The sequence below is a fragment of the Dictyobacter halimunensis genome, assembly GCF_036245075.1.
The window spans coordinates 115,224-139,712 of the sequence record NZ_BSRI01000002.1 but is presented as its reverse complement, the minus strand read 5'-3'; the positions used below and the strand labels follow the sequence as shown (position 1 = coordinate 139,712).

At 52.8% G+C, this 24,489-nt stretch carries 21 protein-coding genes; 14 read left to right on the top strand and 7 right to left on the bottom strand.

Annotated features, from left to right (window positions below):
- Window positions 1-13 precede the first annotated feature (13 nt).
- From AABA21_RS14690 to AABA21_RS14675, 4 genes are all read left to right on the top strand, one after another.
- Window positions 14-739, top strand: a complete 726-nt coding sequence (locus AABA21_RS14690; RefSeq protein WP_338251306.1) for a hypothetical protein — start codon at window positions 14-16, stop codon at window positions 737-739.
- A gap of 183 nt (window positions 740-922) precedes the next feature.
- The gene (locus tag AABA21_RS14685; RefSeq protein WP_338251304.1) at window positions 923-2,167 is read left to right on the top strand and encodes an NAD(P)/FAD-dependent oxidoreductase; all 1,245 of its coding nucleotides are present in this window, start codon (window positions 923-925) and stop codon (window positions 2,165-2,167) included.
- A gap of 138 nt (window positions 2,168-2,305) precedes the next feature.
- Window positions 2,306-2,539 (top strand): mycoredoxin, encoded by a 234-nt coding sequence (locus tag AABA21_RS14680; protein ID WP_420917193.1) that lies wholly within the window; start codon window positions 2,306-2,308, stop codon window positions 2,537-2,539.
- Window positions 2,540-2,728: 189 nt separating this feature from the next.
- Window positions 2,729-3,901 carry a cysteine desulfurase family protein gene (locus AABA21_RS14675; RefSeq protein WP_338251301.1) on the top strand — a complete coding sequence of 391 codons (1,173 nt, stop codon included), beginning with the start codon at window positions 2,729-2,731 and terminating at the stop codon, window positions 3,899-3,901.
- 110 nt (window positions 3,902-4,011) lie between these two features.
- Here the strand turns inward: AABA21_RS14675 and gnd are convergent, their stop codons facing one another.
- Together gnd and AABA21_RS14665 are read right to left on the bottom strand one after the other, a co-directional pair.
- On the bottom strand, window positions 4,012-5,025 hold the full coding sequence (gnd, locus tag AABA21_RS14670; RefSeq protein ID WP_338251299.1) for a phosphogluconate dehydrogenase (NAD(+)-dependent, decarboxylating): 1,014 nt from the start codon (window positions 5,023-5,025) through the stop codon (window positions 4,012-4,014).
- A gap of 434 nt (window positions 5,026-5,459) precedes the next feature.
- Complete coding sequence (locus AABA21_RS14665) at window positions 5,460-6,875, bottom strand: amino acid permease (RefSeq protein WP_338251297.1); 1,416 nt, start codon at window positions 6,873-6,875, stop codon at window positions 5,460-5,462.
- Between the two features lie 629 nt (window positions 6,876-7,504).
- On the opposite strand from AABA21_RS14665, the gene AABA21_RS14660 reads away from it, so the two are divergent.
- Together AABA21_RS14660 and AABA21_RS14655 are read left to right on the top strand one after the other, a co-directional pair.
- Window positions 7,505-7,885 carry a zinc ribbon domain-containing protein gene (locus tag AABA21_RS14660; RefSeq protein WP_338251295.1) on the top strand — a complete coding sequence of 127 codons (381 nt, stop codon included), beginning with the start codon at window positions 7,505-7,507 and terminating at the stop codon, window positions 7,883-7,885.
- 291 nt (window positions 7,886-8,176) lie between these two features.
- On the top strand, window positions 8,177-9,397 hold the full coding sequence (locus AABA21_RS14655) for a DUF6242 domain-containing protein (RefSeq protein WP_338251293.1): 1,221 nt from the start codon (window positions 8,177-8,179) through the stop codon (window positions 9,395-9,397).
- A gap of 16 nt (window positions 9,398-9,413) precedes the next feature.
- On the opposite strand, the gene AABA21_RS14650 is transcribed toward AABA21_RS14655, so the two are convergent.
- On the bottom strand, window positions 9,414-9,872 hold the full coding sequence (locus tag AABA21_RS14650; RefSeq protein ID WP_338251291.1) for a hypothetical protein: 459 nt from the start codon (window positions 9,870-9,872) through the stop codon (window positions 9,414-9,416).
- Between the two features lie 219 nt (window positions 9,873-10,091).
- Between AABA21_RS14650 and AABA21_RS14645 the strand changes: the two genes are divergently transcribed.
- The 4 genes from AABA21_RS14645 to AABA21_RS14630 all read left to right on the top strand — a co-directional run bounded on the left by AABA21_RS14645 (window position 10,092) and on the right by AABA21_RS14630 (window position 12,858).
- Complete coding sequence (locus AABA21_RS14645) at window positions 10,092-10,526, top strand: response regulator (protein ID WP_338251289.1); 435 nt, start codon at window positions 10,092-10,094, stop codon at window positions 10,524-10,526.
- 248 nt (window positions 10,527-10,774) lie between these two features.
- On the top strand, window positions 10,775-11,257 hold the full coding sequence (locus AABA21_RS14640; protein WP_338251287.1) for a S1C family serine protease: 483 nt from the start codon (window positions 10,775-10,777) through the stop codon (window positions 11,255-11,257).
- Entirely contained in the window at window positions 11,251-11,736 is a 486-nt protein-coding gene (locus AABA21_RS14635; protein ID WP_338251285.1) for a S1C family serine protease, read from the top strand. The genes AABA21_RS14640 and AABA21_RS14635 overlap by 7 nt, the downstream gene beginning before the upstream one ends.
- A 141-nt stretch (window positions 11,737-11,877) precedes the next feature.
- A complete protein-coding gene (locus AABA21_RS14630; RefSeq protein ID WP_420917192.1) occupies window positions 11,878-12,858 on the top strand; it encodes an NAD(P)H-dependent flavin oxidoreductase in 981 nt (326 codons plus the stop codon).
- Between the two features lie 86 nt (window positions 12,859-12,944).
- On the opposite strand, the gene AABA21_RS14625 is transcribed toward AABA21_RS14630, so the two are convergent.
- Window positions 12,945-14,378, bottom strand: a complete 1,434-nt coding sequence (locus AABA21_RS14625; RefSeq protein ID WP_338251281.1) for an acetate--CoA ligase family protein — start codon at window positions 14,376-14,378, stop codon at window positions 12,945-12,947.
- Entirely contained in the window at window positions 14,375-15,343 is a 969-nt protein-coding gene (locus AABA21_RS14620; protein WP_338251279.1) for a PAC2 family protein, read from the bottom strand. Before AABA21_RS14620 ends, AABA21_RS14625 begins: the two co-directional genes overlap by 4 nt.
- 225 nt (window positions 15,344-15,568) lie before the next feature.
- On the opposite strand from AABA21_RS14620, the gene AABA21_RS14615 reads away from it, so the two are divergent.
- From AABA21_RS14615 to AABA21_RS14605, 3 genes are all read left to right on the top strand, one after another.
- On the top strand, window positions 15,569-16,513 hold the full coding sequence (locus tag AABA21_RS14615; protein WP_338251277.1) for an RluA family pseudouridine synthase: 945 nt from the start codon (window positions 15,569-15,571) through the stop codon (window positions 16,511-16,513).
- Between the two features lie 45 nt (window positions 16,514-16,558).
- Window positions 16,559-17,104, top strand: a complete 546-nt coding sequence (locus AABA21_RS14610) for a hypothetical protein (RefSeq protein ID WP_338251275.1) — start codon at window positions 16,559-16,561, stop codon at window positions 17,102-17,104.
- Between the two features lie 115 nt (window positions 17,105-17,219).
- Window positions 17,220-19,094: a MutS-related protein gene (locus AABA21_RS14605; protein WP_338251274.1), complete on the top strand. Its 1,875-nt coding sequence runs from the start codon at window positions 17,220-17,222 to the stop codon at window positions 19,092-19,094.
- Between the two features lie 104 nt (window positions 19,095-19,198).
- Here AABA21_RS14605 and AABA21_RS14600 read toward each other — a convergent pair whose 3' ends face one another.
- A complete protein-coding gene (locus AABA21_RS14600; protein ID WP_338251273.1) occupies window positions 19,199-19,870 on the bottom strand; it encodes an orotate phosphoribosyltransferase in 672 nt (223 codons plus the stop codon).
- A gap of 288 nt (window positions 19,871-20,158) precedes the next feature.
- Here AABA21_RS14600 and AABA21_RS14595 point away from each other — a divergent pair, with 288 nt between their 5' ends.
- A complete protein-coding gene (locus tag AABA21_RS14595; protein ID WP_338251271.1) occupies window positions 20,159-22,096 on the top strand; it encodes an ABC-F family ATP-binding cassette domain-containing protein in 1,938 nt (645 codons plus the stop codon).
- Window positions 22,097-22,395: 299 nt separating this feature from the next.
- Here AABA21_RS14595 and AABA21_RS14590 read toward each other — a convergent pair whose 3' ends face one another.
- The gene (locus AABA21_RS14590; protein WP_338251268.1) at window positions 22,396-24,234 is read right to left on the bottom strand and encodes a tetratricopeptide repeat protein; all 1,839 of its coding nucleotides are present in this window, start codon (window positions 24,232-24,234) and stop codon (window positions 22,396-22,398) included.
- Window positions 24,235-24,489 lie beyond the last annotated feature (255 nt).

Below are 24,489 nucleotides of genomic sequence, written 5' to 3'. Positions count from 1 at the left end.
AAGAAACTAGTGTATGAATATCGCTGATCACGAGCCGGTTGTCGCGTTCACCCTGGCGCGTTATCCACGCCGGGAACGTGTGCGGGCCCTGGCGCATCTGGGCCTTGATCGTTGGCCGCTCGCGCACGTTCCCGGTCTGCGCTTCTGGCGTCTACTCGGGGTGGGGCAGGGACGTGTTTTTGATCCACACGCAGACCTGCATCGCTACGCCCTGTTTACCGTCTGGCGGTCGCTGGAGGATCTTCGGCGTTTTGAAAACACTTCAGCTGTGATGGGGCGCATCTATCAACGTGCAGAAGAAGCCTGGACCGTGCATATGTTGCCTGTCAGCTGGCATGGCACATGGGGTGGTAATGATCCTTTCCAGGGGTTTGTGGCCGCTCCTCCTCCTCAAGCAGACCCATGGATTATCCTGACCCGTGCTACCATACGCTCAACCAGGGTGAGAGCGTTCCTGAGGGCCGTACCAGCGGTCGCCGAGCAACTGCTTCAACAACCGGCCCTGCTGCAATCGGTTGGCGTGGGAGAGGCTCCTTTGTTTTACCAGGCAACACTGAGCCTCTGGTCTACATTACCTTCGGTAAAACGGTTTGCATATAGTCAAAATGCGCATGCTGACGTCATCAAACGAACGAGGAAGGAACAGTGGTACAGGGAAGAGATGTTCGCGCGTTTTCGCCCGCTGGCTTCCTTTGGGACCTGGGATGGTATAGACCCGCTTGGCACGCTGACCGAATAGCATACAGACGGTTTTGAAGTGTAGCAGGGTGTTTTGTCTATCAGTATAGACAGTCAGGCATAGTTCGACTATACTAACCACGATAAGAGCGAGAAACATGCCCCTTTATGCATCCCTTGAATGTCTCATGGGAATGACGGGCAACGTTTTCATTATGCATCATTCTCCTAAAGAAGGACTTCCATGTCAGACGATTATAATGTGCTCGTAGTGGGCGGTGGACCTGCTGGTCTGGCGGCTGCAGAGGCTGCTGCCAGGCGAGGCGTTCGCACACTGGTCTTAGAGCGTCAAAACGAAATTGGTTATCCTATTCATACCAGTGGTGGAACCTGGATCAAGGATATGCAGGCACTCGGGATACCTGAACACCTGTATCATCCTGTCAAAACTGTCTATTTCTTAACTCCACATCGGGAAGTTTCTTTCCAGTATAACCCCGCTGTCGCCTGTGTGGTAGACATCCGTGGTTTATACCAGCATCTTGCCGCCCGCGCGGTAGCTGCTGGCGCGGAACTGCGTGTGCGTCATACGGTAGAGCAGGCGTTGCTTGAGCAGGGACGCGTCATCGGTGTCACTGCCAAGACTCACGTTAGCGAACGCATGACGGTGCATGCCGATGTCACCATTGATGCCTCCGGCTTCTCCCGTCATATTGGCGTCCGTGCCGACATGGGCGGGGCATTTCATCGCTACGGGTTTGGGGCGGAATACGATCTCTACGCTCCCAACTATCCTCAAGATGAGCTGTTTCTGATTATGGGAAGCGCTTTTGCTCCACAGGGATACGCCTGGGCCTTCCCGCGTGGGAACGGCCGTGTGCGCCTGGGTGTGGGCGTGATCCATCCCGACAATGATGAGGATGCGCGTGTATACCTGGACCGCATCATGCGCGATCTTCCCCAGCTGGCGCAGCGTTTTAAAGGCGCCAGCCCCCTGGAATACCACACCGGCCTGTTCCCTTCCGAAGGCACTCTGCCGGCGTTCTCGCGCGATGGTCTGTTGCTGGCCGGCGACGCCGGTGGCCACGGTTCCACCCTGGTAGGTGAAGGCATTCGCTTCGCGATCTATTCAGGTCAGATGGCTGGTGAGGCCGCCGCCGAAGCAATCCAGGCAGGCGATACCTCTGGAGCCTACCTGTCGCGCTTTGATCAGCGCTGGCGCGCGCGCTTTGCGCGTGACATGGATATCGCGTATATGATCAACAAGCACATCACGGCATATAGTGATGCCCAGTGGGATAGCTCGCTAGATCTTCTCAAGCGTCTCACCCCGGCTCAGGCCGCCCAGGCCCTACGCGGCGATTTTACCGCCAGCCTGGTAATGGGTGTCCTGGCGCGCAACCCGTCTTTGATCGCCACAGGTGGTAAACGCTTCCTTGACAGGATGTTAGAGCGCATCAACAAGCCCGTGGCAGTAAGCGTCCAATAGATCTGAATGGGAATAAGCGTCCATGGCTGAGTGTTAGAGATAGCAGAAGTTATATGCACAACCCACGCGGGATATATCAAGGAGAAGACTGTGTCTGAAGCTAACGTGGAGACCCCACAAACAGAAAAAAAGGTTACTATGTATGCAACTACCTGGTGTGGTGATTGCCGATTCGCCAAGCGCTGGTTTGATTCACATGGTATCGCTTACGACTATATTAATATCGAGGAAAACGAGCAGGCTGCTGACTATGTCACGAAGGTCAACGGCGGTTCACGCACCGTTCCAACTATTGTCTTCCCCGACGGATCGGTCCTGGTTGAGCCCAATGCCCGCGACCTGTCCGCCAAGTTTCCCGAACTGACAAAATAATGGCCCCTCCACAACGGAAAGAGCGTCAAAACAGCGTGCCCGGCACGCTGTTTTGACGCTCTTTCCGTTGTAGATAGGAAGCTTTTTGTAAGCTGGTAGCGTAATCTATACATGTGCGTTATGCTATAAAAAAGCATAATTATGAAGAAGCTGTCGCTTAGGACAGCTACGTTGGAGGGGAGTAACATCATGGCTCATCCAGGTCTTAAAGACGGTCCGATCTACCTTGACTATAACGCCACGACACCGGTTGATCCGGGTGTGGTGGACGCGATGCTGCCGTATCTCTCCACCTACTTCGGGAATCCTTCCAGCGCGCATGCATACGCACAGGTCACTCGTATGGCGATGGCTACGGCGCGCGAGCAGGTGGCGCAGTTGCTCGGGTGTATTCCCGAGGAGATCGTTTTTACCAGTTGTGGCTCAGAAAGTAATGCGTTGGCGATCAGGGGGGCCGCCCTGGCCAACCGCTTTCATGGCAACCACATCATTACCCAGGTTAGCGAGCATCCCGCCGTCATCAACGTATGTAAGTCGCTGGCGCGCTTGCACGGGTTTCGCATCACGTATCTGCCGGTCGATAAATATGGGCGTATCGATCCCGTTGAATTAGAAGCGGCCATCGACGAGCAGACGACGCTGATCTCCATCATGTATGCCAACAATGAGACGGGGACCATGCAGCCGATCGCCGAACTGGCCGATATTGCCCGTCGGCATCGCGTTCTCTTGCATACAGACGCCTCACAGGCCGTCGGGAAGGTTCCCGTGGATATTCAGAGCCTGGGCGTCGACTTTTTAACACTGACCGGCCATAAGTTGTACGCGCCCAAAGGTATTGGCGCCTTGTATGTGCGGCGTGGACTCCAGATAGAACCGCTTCTGTATGGCGGAGGGCAGGAATCGGGTGTGCGTGCCGGTACCGAAAACGTGGCCTTTATGGTCGCGCTGGGAACGGCGGCCACCCAGGCCCGTGAGAAGCTTACGAGTAGCAAAGCGCGCCTACAGCAACTGCGTGACCGCTTGCAGCAGCAGCTAGAGCAGCGCTTGCCGCATGCCACCCACCTGAACGGGCATCCTACAGATCGCTTGCCGAATACCTTGAACATCAGCATCGATGGTGTCCTGGGAGAAGCGGTCCTTGAGGCGACGCCGGGGGTCGCTAGTTCTACCGGATCAGCCTGTCATGAAGGCAATACTGAACCATCTGCCGTGCTGACTGCAATGGGGCTCTCGCGCGAACGCGCCCTGGGAGCGCTACGGCTGACATTGGGACGTTGGACGACTGAAAAGGAGGTCGATGCGGCCGCCGGGCAGCTGGCACAGAGCGTACAGGTGTTGTGGAGCAGGCGTGATAGCTAGGGTCTATAACTAGACCAGCCCGGCCTTGCTGTTGTATAAGCAGCGGCCGGGCTGGCGCGATGGCAGACAAAGCATATGTTCATCTGCCGGTGAGTAGCATCACCAGATGCTTAGCGCTCGTGGTGGCCACCGAACTCGAAGCGCATAGCCGACAGAACTTTGTTGGCAAACTCGGCCTCGTTACGGGACTCGAAGCGATCGTAGAGGGCAGCACTCAAGACATGTGCCGGTACGCCTTCGTCGATGGCGGCTTTCACCGTCCAGCGACCCTCACCGGAGTCAGACACGCGACCGGAGAAATTGCTGAGGTCGCGGCTCTGCTGGAACGCGTGGGCGGTCAGATCGAGCAGCCAGGAACTGATAACGCTACCACGGCGCCAGAGTTCAGCGATCTCGGGCAGGTCCATATCATATTGATAATGCTCAGGACTCTGCACCGGAGCGGTCTCAGCGTCGACCAGGCCCTGAGTCTTGCCGATATTGGCGTGGCGCAGGATGTTGAGGCCCTCGGCGTAGGCGGCCATGATGCCATACTCAATGCCGTTGTGTACCATTTTGACGAAGTGGCCAGCGCCATGAGGGCCGCAGTGCAGGTAGCCATACTCAGCCGTACCACCCTGAGTCGTACGATCTGGGGTACGAGAGGCGGCCTCGATACCAGGGGCCAGCACTTTAAAAATGGGATCCAGATATTTGACTGTCTCATCTTCGCCACCGATCATCTCACAGTAGCCGCGCTCCAGTCCCCATACACCACCGCTGGTGCCGCAGTCAACATAGTGGATATTGTGCTTTTTCAGTTCAGCCGCGCGACGGATATCATCCTGATAATTGGAGTTACCGCCATCGATAATGATATCGTTTTCGGACAGATGGGGGAGTAACTGAGCGATTGTATCATCGACAGAAGCAGCTGGTACCATCAGCCAGAGGATGCGGGGGGTGCTCAACTGATGCACCACATCTTCGAGCGAAGTAGCGCCGCTCGAAATCGCGCCTTCCTTGACGCGCTGCTCAACGGTAGAGGCTGTACGGGCGTAGCCGACAACTTTGTGTCCGGCACGTACCAGTCGCTGCGCCATATTGGCGCCCATGCGACCAATTCCAATCATTCCAAGTTCCATGATAAGACGTTCCTTTCTTTATTTCGCATGTTCGCATTTTTTCACGAGGATATACATAATCAACCTCTGGATTGTAATGCGAACAAAGCAGGAAAATATCTTCCTACGAAGTAGAGAGCCAGTTTAGGCAGTTCGACATTGATGGACGATGGCTCTCCTTTCGCATTCAGTATGCTTGTTGTGTCTCGCATATGTTTGCCACTGAATAATATATCACGTTTGTGAATTCCTCGCAGAAAAAAAACAGTTAAACGGCGTAAATGATGGAAGATCGATTGGATCAGATGGAAAACAACTTCAGATCCTGACACGAATCATCGGGCTATTATGTTTCTATAAAAGCGCCTTATTCCATCAAATCCGGCTCCATACTGCAGGATTTTACTGTGCCTCCTGCAGCATGAAGCCGGATTGCTGGCCGCATCTACTATCGTTTAATCAGCATAGTTTTTCTCCAACTTACTGGTATGCCTGCTGTACAGGAAGTAGACGATGAGCCCGATCACAAGCCAGATGATGAAGCGCAGGATTGTTACCAGGGGAAGGCTGACAATCAAGATCAGCGAAGCCAGAATCGAAAGGATCGGTATAACTGGCACCCATGGAACGCGGAAGCCGCGACGCAGATCCGGTTGGGTGCGCCGCAAGATCAATACCGCCGCAGAAACGAGCACAAAAGCGGTCAGGGTTCCGATATTGGTCAGCTCAGCTACGATATCAATCGGTGTCAGGCCCGCGACGAGCGCTACCACAACGCCGATCAGTACGCTGGACAGGTAAGGAGTTTTGAAGCGAGGATGGACATGCGAGAAAAAGGCTGGGAGCAATCCATCGCGGGCCATGGAAAAGAAGATGCGGCTCTGCCCGTAGAGGAGAACCAGCAAGACGGTGGTTAATCCACAAATGGCTCCAACTGAAATGATCGAGCCCGCGGTATTAAGACCGATAAGAATCAATGCGTGCGATACCGGTGAAGCTACATTTAGCTGTTTATACGATACCATGCCGGTTAAAACCGCTGTCACCAGGATATATAACAGCGTGCAGATCGTCAGGCTCAGGATGATGCCAAGCGGTAGATCCCTGGAAGGGTTGCGCGCCTCCTCGGCGGAAGTGGAGATCTGGTCAAAACCAATATAAGCAAAGAAGATGATGCTGGCTCCGCTGAATACCCCACCTGCTCCAAAGGGGAGAAATGGCTGCCAGTTCATCGTATGGACGTGAAAGGCACCAATGACAATAAAAAAGAGAATGACCAGCAGTTTGATGCCGACCATAATATTATTAAAGCCGCTACTTTCAGATGTACCGATAACCAGCAGCACGGTGATCAGCAGAATAATGAGCATCGCTGGTAGATTAACGATGCCCCCTGAAAAAGGAGAGGCCATCAAAGCCTTGGGAATAGTGATGCCAAACAGGCTCTTGAGGAAATCGGTGAAATAACCTGACCAGCCAATACTAACCGCCGCCGCACCTACGGCGTACTCCAATATCAGGTCCCAACCAATGATCCAGGCAATTAATTCGCCCAGTGTAGCATATGAGTACGTATAGGCGCTGCCGGAGATTGGCACCGTACTGGCGAATTCCGCATAACAGATCGCCGCCAGTCCGCTGGCAATACCTGCAACAATAAATGAGAGGATCAAGCCTGGCCCGGCGTATTTGGCCGCGGCTACGCCCGTTAAAACAAAGATACCGGTGCCCACAATAGCCCCGATACCCATGGCCGTGATACTCAGCGGTCCCAGAGTTCGTTTCAGAGATCGCTCACCTTCATCGCCCTGTTTTAAAATAAGATCAACTGGCTTAACACGCCAGATAGGGTTACGTTGTGTTTCTGCCATGAAATCGTTGTATCTCCTTCTTTTTCGATCGCGAAAATGATGGCAAGGGGAAATACATATCTGCCTGTCTATGGGAGGTTGGCAAATATGCCTGGCATAATTGGTCATTATAGGTGACACGGTTTTATGGCAGGGAAAGTTACACAGTAGTTCGGTTAATCACGCTCTACAGGCTCTGTGAACACTGCAGTATGCCCTGCATACAGGTTGTGAGGGGGCGTGTGGCGTACTATCTTCCCGCAAGGCTTAAATTGCGGGACTTAGGAGCTATGAAGTAGTATAATGTAGCTAATGTAGGCAGAGGAAACGTACCTTAAAGAGAGGGCCAGACTTATCACCATCGCCTCCAGTAACTCCTCACATGGTAACGTTATCTGGAGTATTGTACAAGCATATTAAGAATTGAAAATGTATTGTCGCACGAGCACTCAAAAAGTAAAGTATACAGGCTTACAGAAAAGGTCCTCCGTTATCATTGATTACGAACATATTTTGATCAGTGCGTCCTGTATTGCTCCACTCTTCTCTATTATGAGTGGAGGAAATGTTTCTTCTCGCGTGTGCAGATTAAAGGCGGCAACATACGAACAACAGACTAGTAAACCATATGCTCTGGAGGAATACGACTTATGCAGTGTCCTAATTGTCATGCAAAATATACCGAAGATGACCTGTACTGCCAGCAATGCGGAGCTGACCTGACAAAGAAAGCGACCAGTATCATTCCCATACAGACCAATCTGCCCGCTTTACTCTATAATTCTCCCTTGCCTCGTAACGTTGCCGCAAGTGTAGGGGCGGTGGCCGTTGGCGTAGGAATTGAGTTATTACGGCGCAACCTGCTGGCCCGTTTACAGCCAAAGCGCAGTGTAGAGCGTGGCCTGCCAGCCCTTGGAGAGATGAAAGACCTGGTATTTCCACAAAACAGTAAAACAACTCGCCTGCCAAAGGGATATGAGATTGAAGAGACGGTGGTAGCGGTACGCCGCATTATTCGCCGCACCAACTAGTAGGTACGCTCCTTGCGGGTGCTTGCCGCGAAGCGGCTCTGTACCCGGGCGCGTACGTTTCATCAACGATGATCTCTTCTCTGCGAACGTTGTGTTATGGCACGCGTTCCGGGGAACGGCCTCGCGTTGAAGGAAGCGTACGCGTCCCGGTACGGGGAAGCCAAGGCGAGCTCGTCACCTATGAGTGGGGACACGTTCTCTTTGCACGGATATGATGGTGGGGTGGTATGGCACAAATCCTTGGAGGTGTGCTATCATTGCAACCAGATATTCGCTGCAGAAGAGGATGCTATGTATTACCCGTTAACACAATTTCGTATTCCGCGCTTTCTTGCGCTGGGCATCCTATGCCTTGGATTATTACTGCTGCTGGCCGCCTGTGGTACCGGCTCTGGCATTTTAAGTGCTGGTGGTAACTGGCAGCCTGGTGGCATCAATGGCTATCGCTTTCGAGCCTTGACTACGGATCCCAACAATCCCCAGAAGATATTCGCTGGTAGTGAGCAGGGCGCTATTTTTGTCACTGCAGATAGTGGTGAACACTGGGCGCGTACCAAAGCCGATATTCCACACCTGGCGGCTATTAATGCTCTGAACTTTGATAAGGCTGGAAAACAATTATACGTTGCTAGCGATAGTGGTTTATGGTCAAGTGCTAATAGTGGGCAGACATGGAATGCTGTTGCCAGTCAGACATTGCCCGCCAATAAAGGATATAAATATACGGCACTGGCCTTTGATCTGAAGGCAGCGAACCATATCTATGTAGGAACAGCCGGACATGGAATTTTCATGAGCTCTGATGGGGGAAATAGCTGGACCAGTGTTGCTAAAACGTTTCCACCTGAGACCGTTGTAAATGGCCTGACCTACGATTCTGATCAGCATCAACTCTGGGCAGCCACTTCAACTGGCATGTATCGTACTGCTGACCAGGGTGCCAACTGGACAGCGCTCAATGCTGGCTTACCCGCGCACGTCGCCATCAACGCGGTGGTGCCTGCCACCCTCACGGGGGGAGAGCAGGGTTTGATCTACGCCGGTAGCGAGCAAGGTTTCTTTATCTCATCCGATAACGGAGCCCATTGGGCCCATGGAAAAGATAGCCTCTCGGTGGTGCCTGTCACATCTATTGTGCTGGATTTCCGTTCGGGGGATGCCAGAACCATCTATATTGGTACCGGGGCCGGGGCTCTGCAGAGTGATGATCAAGGGCAGACCTGGCGCGCCGTTGCTCCTGGTTTGCCAAAAATTACCACCGTCAATGCTCTTGCGCTGGGGGGAGACCACTATGCCCAGTTGCTGGCGGCCGTAAACGACATTTATCTTTATCCGGGCAATAGTGGAGGTGCAGGTTCAAATATCTTCCCCATTATACTCTTTATCGGCTTCTTCGCGTTACTTTATTATTTTGCCCAGGGGAGACGTAAGCGCCGCATGAACGCGTTATCCACTCCGACTCCCAAAGAGGGGTCCACGACATCAGAGTCCGAAGCCCCATCAGAGCAGTAACATCTCATTTCCAGTACTAATGGTGGAGGGAGCCCAGAAAAGCGACCAGCAGATAGAGGGCATAGATCAGGACGCAAACCATGATACAGGCGACATAGCACGTAATATTCCAGGCCCGCTTATTGTTGAGAGCTTGCCGCAGTTGTTCAGCCATATCGGGTGGATCGAGTTGTAGATCAGGGCAAAGCTCTGTAATTTTGGGCAGCATTTCACGAAAGTCTTTGGCATTCGTCATACCTTCAGCGAGAATAATCGTTTCGCCGTCATCCATATCAGCCATCAAGACGAGTTTGGAGGGTGTTGGTTCGCCGGGAACCAATGTCAGGCGCCGCATGGCATCCAACTGTACACGTAATTCCTGGTCTTGTTCGATCCCGGTGACGACAAGTTCATCGTAATAGAGTTGGATCTCTTTACCCATGCCAAAGCGCACGACGCTAATCGGGTGTTTGCGTACTATTTCATTATCACTCATGCGTTGTTCCGTTTATTTGAAAATCAAAAGTATTGCCTAGATTGTACACTAAGTTCATTAAAGCGTCGAGGGAGGATAACGGGAGTGCTATTAAAATTTCTTGTAAATGGATGAGCAACTAGCCGAGATGGGGCAAAAGAATGGATTTTCTTGACATACGTGTATAGAAACATTACAATTTGGACGAAGTTGCCATCAGATAAGGACTATTGATATTCTATGGCCCAGGTAGGTCTACTTGAAGATAATGCACGTATCGCAAAGCTTTGTGCAACAATGTTACAATATGCTGGTCACCATGTTATTGTGTATGAACATCCTCGTGAATGTTTAGATGCACTTCTGCCCGAAAGAGCAGGTAGATCAGCTGTCGCGTATCACTCTGTAGCATCTCGACCTCTGGCTCTCCTGCCGGTTGAGGTGTTGATTTTAGATTTGCATTTACCTGATATGACTGGCATTGATGTTTTGCGTTTCCTACGTGCCAATCCGCGCACCCAATCTTTACCGCTGATTTTCTGTACCGCTGCAGCCTCGTCTGAAGTTGCAAGCGCGCTCAGTATTGCACCGCAAGCAAGCTTTATTGAAAAGCCATTCACGTTCCAGGAGTTGATTTCGGCGATCAGCAGCGCATTAAGCGTTCGCGAGAACTAATGCTCTGGCTTAAGAAATGGCATGACATGGGGCCGGGTGGGGTAAGGATCTCTATCCTGAGAGCAGGACTTCTCTATGCTAACCACAATGTTTGACAAGATGGTTTTCCTCTTGCCATGTTTCCAGGCTTAAATAAAGCAGCCGCGTCTATTGTTGTCACAAAATATGATACAATAGATATCAAACTTGATGAGTGATTGCCTCGCACGCACCCAACTCCATTGGGTTCCACAGAAAGTTAGCATAGCATGAGTACATATGAGCGAGACGCGCTGGCTATGGATGCATATTCCAACGCTGTAACCGCCGCTGCCGAGCGAGTGGGCCCGGCTGTTGTACGTATAGATATCGAGCGTGACATGGCGCCTCGTTATGGACGCTACGCGCCACCTCCTGGGGCTGGACTTGGATCTGGCTTCATTTTTTCCTCCGATGGACAGATTCTCACCAATGCACACGTCGTTGAAAAGGCCAGGCGGATCTTTGTCACGCTGGCGGATGGACGCAAATTCCCTGCTGGCCTGGTAGGCAGTGATCCCGAGGTAGATGTGGCTGTAGTACGCATTGGCGCGGATCATCTCCCGGTGGCTGAACTGGGCCGTCAACCGCTGCGTGTCGGTCAGCTGGTGATCGCCGTGGGCAACCCTTATGGGTTGAACTGGACTGTAACCGCCGGGGTCGTTAGCGCCCTGGGGCGCACCCTGGATGCACCCGGCTCCAAAAAATGGTGAACCTGATACAGACGGACACTTCAATCAATCCCGGTAACTCTGGAGGGCCGCTACTGGATAGCGCCGGTCGTGTGGTAGGCATTACCACGGCCATGTTGCCGATGGCGCAGGGGCTTGGCTTCTCTATCCCACTGGACACGATTAAGACGGTGCTGGCCCGGCTGGCACAAAAACGCCAGGCTACGATCACAGGCGTCTCGCTGGGCGTGGGTGGCATGCGCGTATCCCTTGATGAGCAGATACGGCGCACCCTTGGGCTGGCGCAGCCAGCAGGGATGGAGATTGTTGAGATCCGTTCTCATACTCCTGCTGAACAGGCTGAGCTGAAGCGGCAGGATATCATCATCGCCGCCGATGGAGAGGTCGTCAGTGAGCCCCGTGACCTGCAACGGCTGATCCGTCGCCATAAGGCGGGCGAGAAAGCTATTATTACCTTTCTACGAGGAGGGAAGCGGCGCAAGGTTACAGTTGTCCTCTAGCGCCCGGTACGGTATGATGTAGCTTAGATATGTACATTATCCTTTTTAAGGAATAGTATGCCTGGTACATGCTCCATGTCCAGGCATACATATTTAAGCGAGGAAAGAGAGTACGGGTCTATGTCAACGCTACCCGCAAAGATGCATACGCGTTTCACCGAATTGCTGAATATTCGCTATCCGATCGTGCAGGGAGGGCTATCTCACCTTTCATATGCCGACCTGGCCGCCGCCGTCTCCAATGCCGGTGGTCTGGGCCAGCTTGGATGCGCCTGTTTTGCCACACCGGAAGATCTGCGTGCCGATATGCAGAAGGTCAAAAGACTGACGGATAAGCCCTTTGGGGTTAATTTCCCTATTGGCCATGTTCCGCTGGATGGGTTTTTAGAAGTGGCTCTGGAAGAGGCGCCGGCGGCTATCAGTATTACGGGAGGCAATCCCGAAAAGCTGCTGCGCAGCATTCAGCAAAGCGGCGTCGACGTACGCACAATGGTGCTGGTGGCTGGTGTTAGAGCGGCCCAGAAGGCTGAGAGCCTGGGGGCCGACGCCGTGATCGCGGTAGGTTTCGAGGGCGGTGGGCACCTGGGCAGAGATGATATCGGTACCATGGTCCTGGTACCACGCATCCTGGACTCGGTACGCATACCCGTTCTGGCCAGCGGCGGCCTGGCCGATGGACGTGGTCTGGCCGCCGCCCTGGCGCTGGGAGCTGATGGCATTGAACTGGGGACCCGCTTTGTTGCTGTACGTGAGAGCAATGCTCATCGGGCCTATCAGCAGGCCCTGGTGGAGGCAAAGGAAACGGATACCATGGTGATCGAGCGGGCTATAGGCCGACCCGCGCGTGTGCTCAAGGGACCAATACCGGATGCCATCCTGCAGATAGAGCAGGAACTGGAACGTTCCCAGGCCACACCTGAAGAGCGCTTACAGCGCCTGTTACCGCATATTCGAGGCGAAGTAAATACCCGAGCTTCGCTTGAAGGGAAGCTGGATGAAGGTTTCGTATGGGCTGGTCAGATGATTGGACTGATCCACGATATTCCAACCGCGCAGGAACTGATTGAGCGTACCGTACTGGAGGCTTATACCCAGGTTCAACGGCTGCAGCAAATATTTTAGGGTGCGCTCACGCTTTTATGCGTTGATGCGGCAGAGGCGCATTTGCGCCTCTGCCGCATCAACGCATAAAACCTGTCTGCCAGGGTTTAGTATTCCTGTGCCGTCTCCAGAAACTGGCCTACCTCTGCCAGCGCCGCCATGGCTCGGCAGGTGATCTCCACTGATTCGTAGTAGGGGATGTTTTCTTCGCGCAAGAGCTTGAGGGCCGGGATATCGTGACGCGCATAAACTGTCTGGACCAGAACTGGTTTTTTGTATTTCCTGACCATCTGACCCAGCATACGGGCTGCCTCTTCTTCGCGAGCCCCGAAATCCTCAGAGAGCAGCATCTTATAGCCACCAAAGAGACCGGTAATGATAACGCCATCTACGGTCGGATCTTGCAGGCACACCTCTGTAATCGTGGCGAATGACAGGGGATCCTCGTCGGTTGCCCCGGCGACATCGATGGGATTGGTTGGGGTGGCTCGGGCAGGCATTAACTGACGCAATTTATCCTGTGTCTCCTCGCAGAGAATCTCCACCTCCATACCGGCGCGGGCCGCCGCATCTCCGGTCGCGACCGAGCTTCCGCCACCATCACCGACGATGGCGATACGCCGTCCCCCCTTAGGGGTAGGTGGCTGCAGGGCCAGAGCCTGTGCCACAGGGAAAAGCTCGTCCGAGCGCAAGACACGCACAACGCCGCTGCCAAGCAGGCTGGTATCATTATCCGGCCGAACGGTTCCCCTGGTCCCGGTATGGGCTAAGGCTGAACGCACGCCAACCTCGGTGGCACCGCTTAAAAAGATCACCGTCGGTTTATAGCTGCCGTTGGCATACATCTCTCTGGTCACCTGGCGTAGCGTCTCCTCCTGAATGGCCTCGACGTAGCCGGCGATAACCGTTGTCTGTGAATCGCGTGCCAGGTACTGCATGCATTCCGGGAACGACACATCGGCGGCGTTTCCTACGCTGAGAAAGGTGTTGAAGCCAAGTCCATCCAGGTGAGCCTGGGCGTACCAGTACATACCCAGATTTCCGCTTTGAGAGACCAACCCGATAGGGCCTACCGGCAGGGGAAAGACCATACCCAGGGCATTCAATTTGGAGTGATGGACATACAGGCCCATGCAATTACTGCCAATAATACGGATACCGTGTTCACGGCAGCGGGCGACGATCTGTTGCTCCAGTTCGCGGCCTTCGGGGCCTGTCTCGCTGAAGCCTGCGGTAATAATAACGATCCCTTTTACGCCATGGGCAATACAATCGTCGATCCCCTTCTCAACGTGATTGAACGACGTCGCGATCACAGCCAGGTCGACATGTCCTGGAACATCGCGCAAGCTGGGATAGGTTGGCCTGTCCAGGATCTCGGAGACCGATGGATTAATCAAATAAATATCGCCGGCGAATCCTCCGGCGATCAACTGTCTGGCCGCAACATGTCCCCATTTCTGTGGGGCACGAGATGCGCCCAGTATCGCTACTGAGCGCGGCTGCAAAACCTCTTCTAATGGATAGGGTGAAATACTCATTCACTCTCCTCTTCATCGTCAGATTGTTGGGATTGTCCGTTCCCGCGTTGTTCGCGTAGGAGCTCCTCCACATCGCGAATAAGGCTATCAGCGCTGGGTAGCGGACCGCTATTTAGTGTGTGATCAGGGTCTACCAGCAAATCCTCATCGTCATTCTCATCGCCGTCATCCAGATCCACCCCATTGGCGATCTGTTCTTCCAGCCGGCGTACATATTCACGCGCCTCAGGATCTTTGGCGACCAGCGCGGTCACCTGTTCTTCGAAGCGTACGGCCTCCGACTGGATCTCATGTAGATCCAGTCCGAAGGAGAGGAACTGATTGAGATAGGTAAGGAGCGCCGCCGTTACCTTTATGTTTGGGGTTGCTGCCAGGTAGTGAGGAGCGGCGGCCCACAGTGTAGCCGAGGAGATGTGCGCGCGATGACAGGCATCGTGGAGCACGCCAATCACGCCGGTTGGACCCTCGTAGCGCGAATTATTGACATCCATCTCGTGGAGTCGCTCCATGACATCATTATCCGTTGAAGCCCCGGTAATGGGAACGGTAATGGAGTGGGGGACATCGGCGAGCAATGCACCCAAAAACACTACCTCGGACACATGAAACTTTTTACATACATCCAGGAATGCCGTACAAAACGTTTTCCATTTCAGTTGCGGCTCCGTACCAAGAAAGAGGATCACATCACGGTTGAGGTCCGGGTCAGTATGAGCAAAGAACTGATTGGCTGGCCAGGTAATGCTACGCTGGTTTCCATCGGCATACTTAATAGTTGGGCGTGTTTCAGTAAACACAAAAAAGTCTTCGGCATCTATCTCGGCGATTTTTTCTGGTAGCCAGCGATCGATAAGAAATTTTATGGCTGTCGTTGCTGAATCGGCGGCGTCGTTCCAGCCTCCAAAGGCTACCACGACAATCGGTTCACGCAATTCTGGCTGATTATGATAGTGTATTTGTGACATGTCCATCCCTCTTTATCTGCCTGTCTGGTTCTATTCCAAGCAAATATGTTGTTACCATTCTATCACAGCTACACAATCCCTTATCCTCTTAAAACCGCACTACAAGCCATTTTACACCATTTTTTGTCATGTTATGCCTCTCTATCGATGTGATGGAAAGGGAGTGCGGCTCTCTTTTTGTGTAGCGATATTGACGTCTGACAGAGAAAGACCTATACTCACGGCATGGAAACTGCTGACGTCTCACTTATTTATCAAGATCATTACCTCCTGATCGTGAATAAACCGGCCGGGCTGGTTATTCACCCCACATATAAGCACTCAGATGGCACGATGTGGGATGCTGTGCTGGCTTATTTAGAGAAGCAGGAGAGAGATGATTGGCAGCCGCCACTCCTGCCTGATGATCCCAAGTGGGCCGGGGCGCCGCCTGCCATCAGGGATATGCTGCGTGAGAAACGCCGTGAACGCCTGTGGAAAGAAGATGGTCTGCTTCCCCGGCCATGCCTGGTGCATCGCCTGGACAAAGATACATCGGGCATTGTCGCCCTGGCACGAACCGAGCGATCGCGACGGCACCTGATCAAGCAATTTCATGATCACACCATCGAGAAGCGCTACCTGGCGGTTATTGCGCGCGGCGCCTGTGGGTGGGCACAGCCAGGGGCTACATTTACCATTACCAGGCATTCAGCAGATGGTCAGGAGACAGCGGTTGATGGCACAAGTTTCTATGCCGCCACAGATAGCGATGCATTCCTGCTGGATGGGCCCTTACAGCGTGATCCGGACGAGCGCCGGCGCTGTATTGTTGGCCCGGAGGGGCAGGCTGCACGTACGTCGGTGAGGGTACTGGCGGTAGATGAGCCGTTCGCGTTTCTGGAAGTACAGCCTATCACGGGGCGCACCCACCAGATTCGGGCTCACCTGGCCGCCGCCGGGATGGCCATCGTTGGCGATCAAATGTATGCGCCGCCCGACCATGTGCCCGCGTACACGCCTCCCTTGACGCGGCAGTTTCTGCATGCGTATAGCCTGGCCCTGCGGCGTTATCCTCAAAATGATACCTGCCATTTCAGGTCCGCGCTGCCCGCGGATCTTTGTGACTGGCTAAAACAGAGCTGCCCATCGCTCTGGAAGGCCTGGCTCACGCTGAATGTACAGCCATGAAGGGCCCAACTGGATTAGATCAACATGACGAAAGGTATATCTGCAATGGGAACCGAAGGATACCCGCCCGATACTGGCTCATTGGCTCGCTTAAGTGACGAAGACAAAAAAAAGCGTCTGGACGCCATGGTGAAGATCTGGCAAAGCGATACCGAAAAACGCTGTCAGCCTGAAAACCTGGCTGCGTTTATTGCCGCAAGTGGTCTGAATGAGTATCGTTATAGCGTCTCATTGCGCTTTCCCGAGTGGGAGCGTAGCGCGGTTGTCGGGCAGGTATTGACACTGCAGCGCTCCTCCCAGGGGGAAGATCGCCCGGTTCTCTTTAGCCAATGGCGGCATGAACCATTGCTCAAGAAGATGCCAGACTGGAAGCAGCACCTGCACGACGAGACGGTTTTTAATATTTCCGTACGGATTACGCCGGGGGGGCTTGGAGAAGGAAGTAAATGGGCGATTGTGATGCCAAAGGATATGGTGCAGCGCTATCGACCGGGTTGGCCCAGGCAGCAGGATTGGGTTGCCTGGACACGATCATTTGATTGGCTCTCGGTGAGCACAGGCTTTATTCATGGACTGTTGAGTGCCCTGTAGCCCGCTGTCGAACTGCAACCGGATGGCTGGAAAAACATATATCTATTGTAGAATGCATTTTTTTGTTTTTGGTCTGTGAAGTACTTTCTTCACAATAACCTCTAAGGATTCGGATATGGAATCACAGTTCTCAAAGCAAGAGCTTCTTGCGCGTCAGATCGGGCATGTCCAGTGGCGCCTGGCGCAAACGCAGCAACTCGACCAGAATAATAAAGTGAGAACCCTGGGCGTTATTGGTGGGGGGATCTTCCTGACCATTGTTGGTCTGGCCACTGTACACTGGCTGGGCTTTCTTTTTTTGCTGGCAACCTGTCTGGGCTTTTATCTCCTGGCGCGTTTTCAGCCCAATGTCAATCAAAGCGTCCTGCGTTACCAGGTCTGGTTGCGCATCTTAGAGGCCCAGCAAGCGCGCTTAAATCTCGATTGGGACGGCATGCCGCCGGTGCCCCCGCGCGAGGAGCAAGAAATCGACCATCCCTTTGAGGTTGACCTGGATATCAGTGGAGAACGTTCTTTACACCGCTTACTCAATACGGCCGTCTCCTTAGAGGGAACGCTGCGTTTACGTGATTGGTTATTGGAGCTTGAGCCAGACCCTGACATCATTCACGAGCGGCAGGCGCTGGTACGCGAGTTGACCCCACTAACCCGCTTTCGTGATAAGTTGCTCCTGTATTCAACGTTCGCAACGCGTTTTACCAGTGGTCCGGTCGATGGAGATCGCCTGTTAGACTGGCTGGAGGCGCAGGCCGAGTCCAAACAGACCCTCCCCTCGCTGCTGGTGGCCTGTGGACTGGCAGTCTTATTTTATCTATCGGTGCTCCTGTTCGTTTTTGTGCATATCTCGCCCCTGTTTTGTGCGCTGACCCTGATTGCTTCCTTTGTCTGGTATCTGATGACCAGGAAGGAGCAGGGCCACCTGTCCGAGGATACGCATGCGCAGCGCGTCGCCTTCGGACAACTGCAATTCATTTTCAACTACCTCGAAAGATATCCCTATGCCCGACAATCGGAGTTGCGTGCCCTGTGCGCCCCATTTTTTGAGCATGGAGATCGGCGTCCCTCGCTGCTTTTAAAGCAATTGGAACGGATCACCAGCCTGGCTACCCTGGCACGTAGTCCGGAAGCGTGGGCTATTGCGAACGCCATTCTCCCCATCGGAGCTATTACCGCTTATCGACTGGATCAGTGTAAAGCGCTGATCGCGCAGTATCTACCTATCTGGCTCGATGTCTGGTACGAACTGGAGGCAACCTGCTCGCTGGCCAACTTCGCCTATCTCAATCCAGAGTATGTCTTCCCAGAGATTGTGGTGGACAAAAAGAACAGCAAGGCCACCGTTTTTCAGGCCAGAGCGCTGGGTCATCCAATGATCGGGAAAGAGCACAAAGTGGCCAATGATTTCCAACTGGAAGAAGATGGTGAAATCTTGCTGATTACCGGCTCCAATATGGCAGGAAAAAGTACCTTTTTACGAACTTTAGGCGTTAACATGTGTCTTGCCTACGCGGGTAGCGTGGTGAATGCCAGTGCGTTACGCCTCTCATTGTTTGAGATCTATGCCTGTATACGTGTCACCGACTCACTGGCCGACGGTTACTCATACTTTTATGCCGAGGTACGGCGTCTGAAGGGATTGCTAGATGCCATTGATGAGGGCCTACGCTATCCCATCTTTTTCTTAATTGACGAGATCTTTAAGGGGACCAATAACTACGAGCGCCTCATTGGCAGCGAAGCATATATACGAGCCCTGGTTGAAAAGAAGTGTAGCGGCGCTATCTCGACTCACGATCTTGAACTGGTCAAACTTGCGGATCTGTTCCCGATTATCAAAAATGCCCATTTCCGTGAGAATATCATTGATGGACATATGGTTTTTGAGTATCTGCTACGTGAGGGGCCCAGTCCTACGCGTAATGCGTTACGCATCATGCAAATGGAGGGGTTGCCAATTAACTGGGACGCGATTTCAGCGGGGCAATCGTAGCGTGCGCCGATTGCAATCACCTCATCATGGTCAGAGGTCCAAAACGAGAGGGCAGGCGCGGTCAGCAATTCGCTGACCGCGCCTGCCCTCTCGTTTGAAGTAGATTACAAACCGAGAGTGCCGGTATTTGGCTCACCCTGTTTGGAACGCAGATACTCAGCACATGTGCGATAGGTCTCTTCTGTAATCAAGCCCTTCGACATATAGTGAGTCAGCATTATGTCAAGCTTCAAGATGCTTATCAGATTATATCCATGACGGCGTAAACGCTCGGCGGCGCCATGTTCGCGGTCAATAAGAACGATGACATCTTTTACTTTCAGACCATTTTCCTCAAGGAGTGATGTTGTTTCGAGGATACTGCCACCACGAGTGATAAGATCGTCGATGATAATAGCCGTATCACCTTGAGTAAAATGACCTTCTATTCCCCGCTTGCCGGTGCCTTCAGGGCGACTGCGTGCATAGATCAAGGGAATATTGGTTTCTAATGAGTAGGCTGTGGCCAATAAGAGTCCACCGACTGGAACCCCCGCGATAACGGAGAAGGGGTGAACACGTGGACGACGTAATGATTGGGCTAAATTGATTTCTTGTTGCATTAACTTGCTTGCAACACGTAGCGCGGTTGGATTACTAATTAAAACTTTGGGATTTACGAAAATGGGCGAGCTTACAGCGGATTCACTCACTGTAAAATTGCCAAATTGTACTCCACCCAGATCAAATAGGATCTGTGCCAACCACAGATTATCCAGAGACTGCTCTTTCGCCACCTCAGCATCCTTTCTCTTAGCAGAAGGATTTGTTTCATAAGTATATCATAATCGCATAAGTTCAGCCAACCTTTTATCGATTGCCGTCTAACCTATGAGATTGAATACAATGGGTTACATCCCATTATATTAACACTAAATGATACTAGCCATTGTATACGATCAGGTTATGCGCCGGGTGGCAATGGGACGCACCCCGCATGAACTCTTGCGTAGGGAGGGCTGATATGATACGCTAGCTCAAAACGTATATGATAAAACAATGGTTTTGAATTTGGGTGAAGACATATGCCAGTAATCAGTGTCGTAAATTTAGGAAAATCATTTGGGGCGGAAAGAATATTTTCTGGTCTCAATTTTCAAATTGATCCTCAAGACCGGATCGGCCTTGTCGGACCCAATGGAGCTGGAAAGTCTACTCTGCTCAACATTCTGGCTGGACGGGAAGAACCTGATGAAGGCTCGATTGCTATTGCTCGTAACACTCGTATTGGATACCTCACGCAGGTGACGGATTTTCGACCGGAAAATAGCTTACGTGAAGAGATGATCTCCGTTTTTGCAGAACTGCGTCAGTGGGAGCAGGAATTGGGTGAACTGGCTATCGAGATGTCCTCAACACAGCCGGAGACGGATCAGCACCAGTTGTTAATGCAGCGTTATGATCAACTGCAGGCGCGTTATGAACATGCTGGCGGCTATACCTATGAAAATCGGGTTGACCAGGTGCTCGACGGCCTTGAGTTCACGCGTGAACAGCAGTCCGCACCCATCTTACAATTAAGTGGTGGACAGCAGACACGCGCCGCACTGGGGAAGCTCCTGCTACAGGAGCCGGAAGTGTTACTACTCGACGAGCCCACCAATCACCTGGACCTGGCTACCCTGGAATGGCTCGAAACCTACCTGACCTCCTGGAAAGGTGCCATGGTCATTGTGGCACACGACCGCTACTTTCTGGATAAAGTGGTATCGCGTACTATCGAGCTCGCCTTTGAGCGGATCGAAGAATATCCGGGCAACTATACCAAATACCTCTCGCTGCGCGAGGAACGCATGGAGCGCCGGCGACGTGAGTACGAGGCACAGCAGGCATACATTGCGCATACTGAAGAGTTCATCCGGCGCTATAAAGCGGGTCAGCGTAGCCGGGAGGCGCGCGGTCGGCAAACTTTACTGGATCGCATGGAGCGCGTCGCCCGTCCACAGGATATGCCGGAACTAAACTTTGAGTTCACACCGGTGGCCGACAGCGGCCTGGTCGTCATTTCGACGCAGAAACTAGCCGTTGGCTATGGTATGGGCGCAAAAGCCGGCCAATCTGGAGAGCATGATGCCAACGTCCTTGTTCAGGTAGCCGATCTAGAAATGTTGCGAGGTGATCGGGTTGGTCTGATCGGACCGAATGGTACGGGGAAAACGACTCTGCTGCGTACCTTGATTGGCGAGTTGCCGCCATTGAGCGGGCAGGTCCACATTGGGCATGGCGTGCGCATCGGCTACTACTCTCAAACGCATGCTGGCTTAAACATGGAGCGCAGCATTGTCGATGAGATCCGTCAGGTCAGTGTATTAAGCGAAGAAGGTGCTCGCAGCTTTCTCGGGCGTTTCCTCTTCTCCGGCGACGATGTATTCAAGTCAATTGGCAGCCTCAGTGGTGGTGAAAGAAGCCGAGTCGCTCTGGCCAAACTGACCTTGCAGGGGCCAAACCTGATGGTACTCGACGAGCCGACCAACCACCTGGACCTCCTGTCGCGGCAGTTCCTGGAAGAGGTCCTGAGTGAGTTTGAAGGTACGCTGCTCTTTGTCTCTCACGACCGTTACTTTATTGATAGTCTGGCTACGAAAGTCTGGGCCATTGAAGATAGGGTACTTTATCCTTACGTGGGTAATTATACCGAATACCGGACCCGTCATCAGCAGATAGTATTGAATGCATCCGGTTCTAAGGCACCTGTCAAGGTCGCCCCTGTTAAGGCTGCTGCGCCCGCTAAAACCAGCGGCAAGAAGAATGGGAAAGTTAAAGCCCGCACTCTGGAAGACGTTGAGAAAGATGTTGAGAAAGCTGAGGCGAGGGTAAAAAGCCTGGAAGATGCACTTTCGCAGGCCGCTCTGCAAGCTGACGCCGAGGGGTTAACCCGGCTTTCAGCGGACTATGAACAGGCGCGAGCGCGTGTAGATGAATTACTGCAAGAATGGGAGCAACTGGCGGATATGGTTAGCTAGCAAAAGATCGATGCCGGCGCCATAAAAAAACAGGTAGCGTATGCTACCTGTTTTTTTATGGCGTGACTTACTCCTGTCAGGTGCATGAGCGCCCCCACACGCGCGTCCGCATTGGTTTTGAGAGGGTGTATGGGGGCGCATCTGCGCCCCCATACACCCTCTCATGATGGACTGTTGCACACCGCGGCGCATCCGCGCCCCCCATGCACCCACGCATGTTAGATTGTTGAACACCGCGGCGCATTCGTGATCCCATCGCCCATCCACAATAGATTTCTGAGTACTGCAGGTGAGGAAGCTCAAGCGTGCTTCTGGCGGCGGCGGCTGGGAAAGCCGCCGACAAAGCCTCCCAGTGCCAGTACGGGGGGCACGGCAGCGGAGACGATCAGCCAGGCCACCAGTACCAGAACTGGCATGAATAACGATGGGTGCAGGTTGATCTGATGTATTAAGGATGCCTGGCCAACTTTATACATGGCGCCTAATATCCCTGCCAGCACCACCGAGACCAGAATCGTTTCAACGAGCAGGACCAGTCCGTAATGGAAAGCCCCCCTGGCCGCATTGACGCATAGTATCCCGATACTGATACAGATCACAAAAAGCCCGATATAAGGAATTGAGGCGATAAAGGTCATCAGGCCGAAGCCAATGAGCCCCGCGACAATTCCGAGAATACTGAGTGCTAGCCCGAGGATAAAGCCCTGCGAGGCTTTTCGCGGCTCAGGATCACTACGTAGCTTACTTTTAGATTGCTCCGGCGTTTGTGTCTGGGCTACCGCCAGGTTGCTCATAATATTATTTTTAATGGCATAGGTTTCTGGATTTTGAGCATCCAGTTCCAGCGAGCGCTCGACCGCGGTGAGCGCCTGCTGATGCTGTCCCAGATTGCTCGAAACGACAGCTTGCATACTCCAGCCCATGGCATTATTTGGATCCAGTTGGAGGATATGTTCGATTACCTGCTGTGCTTCGGTGTAGCGGCCCGCCGTACCCAGTAACTGACCCTTTAATATTAAAGCGGGCAAATTATTGGGCATATTCTGCAGAACCTGTTCTACCAGATTGAATGCCTCTCCGTAGTTCTGCGCCTGAAATAGTTGCTGAGCCTGTGCCACCATCTGCTGACCTTGCTGCTCCCGCTGTTGATCCAGTGCCGAAGACAAAAAATGCCCTGATGTGGATGGAGAGACTGCCTGTACTGGAGGGGCTGTGGCTGTTGACGATGCAGCTCCCATGAACCCGCTTTTTTTGAGGTGCGTGCTGCTGGATGGCGATTCTGTTCCCGGCAGAAACCCGGCGGCGAAGTTTGCCGCTGTTGCCTGCCTGGTTGAGGTGACCTCTGGAATGTCCCCGACAATGCTAAAAGGAACTTCCTGCTGCCCAAAGAGTTGTGGACGCTGCTGCTCGCCGAGGGCTCCAAAGAGGTAGGCATGTAATCTAGATAATGTAACCCCCCCTGTAGCCTGGTCGACGGCCGGACCGCAAAGGCCAAGGATCATTTGATGGATAAAAGGACTCAGCCCACGTGTGCCGCTTTCAGGAGCCTGTTCATTTCCTCGGCATGAGCACATAAACAAGCGATTGGGGTATGATTGCAGGATAGAGAGCACCGAACTGCTCAATAACGGCCTGGAGTCAAAGGAAGACATACGATGCATACTCCAGATCGGCCCTGTCTGGAAACAATCAAAAATACACAGAATCTGTGTTGCTCGGCTCTGGGTCAAGACATGCTGAGAAAAAGCATGAAGGCTCAAGCAAGTGCTCGGGTCCTGGTAGCGTGAATTTGTCAGGGCCAGGTAGCCCTCACCTGAACGTTCGTCGATAAAGGCGTGACCCGCAAAATAAAGCAGGATTGAATCCCCTTCCTCTGCTTTATGGAGGCATATTTGCGTAATCAGAGATTCAATAAGCTCTCTGGTGGCATGTTGACCCTGTACGAGCTGCACATCCGGGGGAGACCACTTGCCCCCCTTATTATTCACCAACCATTGAGCGAGGGCGCGGGCATCGTTTTCTGCGAATTGTAGTGGCTGAAACGTGCTATCCTGATAGCGATTCATGCCGACAATGAGCCCGATATGCCTTGATGCCCTCTTCTCTGGTGGCGTTCTTGTCAACTCTCCAGAATACATTTTGTTCCTTCCAGTTTTCATATAGAAGTATATTTTTCCTTACCTCTCCATAATGAACGGGGAGAGATAAGATATTCTCATCATTATGTGTGTATGCAAGCCCCTGTTGTTAAGTGTGGGGGTTGGCGTATCTGTTTTGTTCTCATTGCACGCGTGGTCCCGGGCGGAAGGCTGTTATTAATGGAATCAGCCTCCATATCAAATATCGACATGAAAACAAGAGATACCTGACTTGATGCTTGGTAACTGCCAATA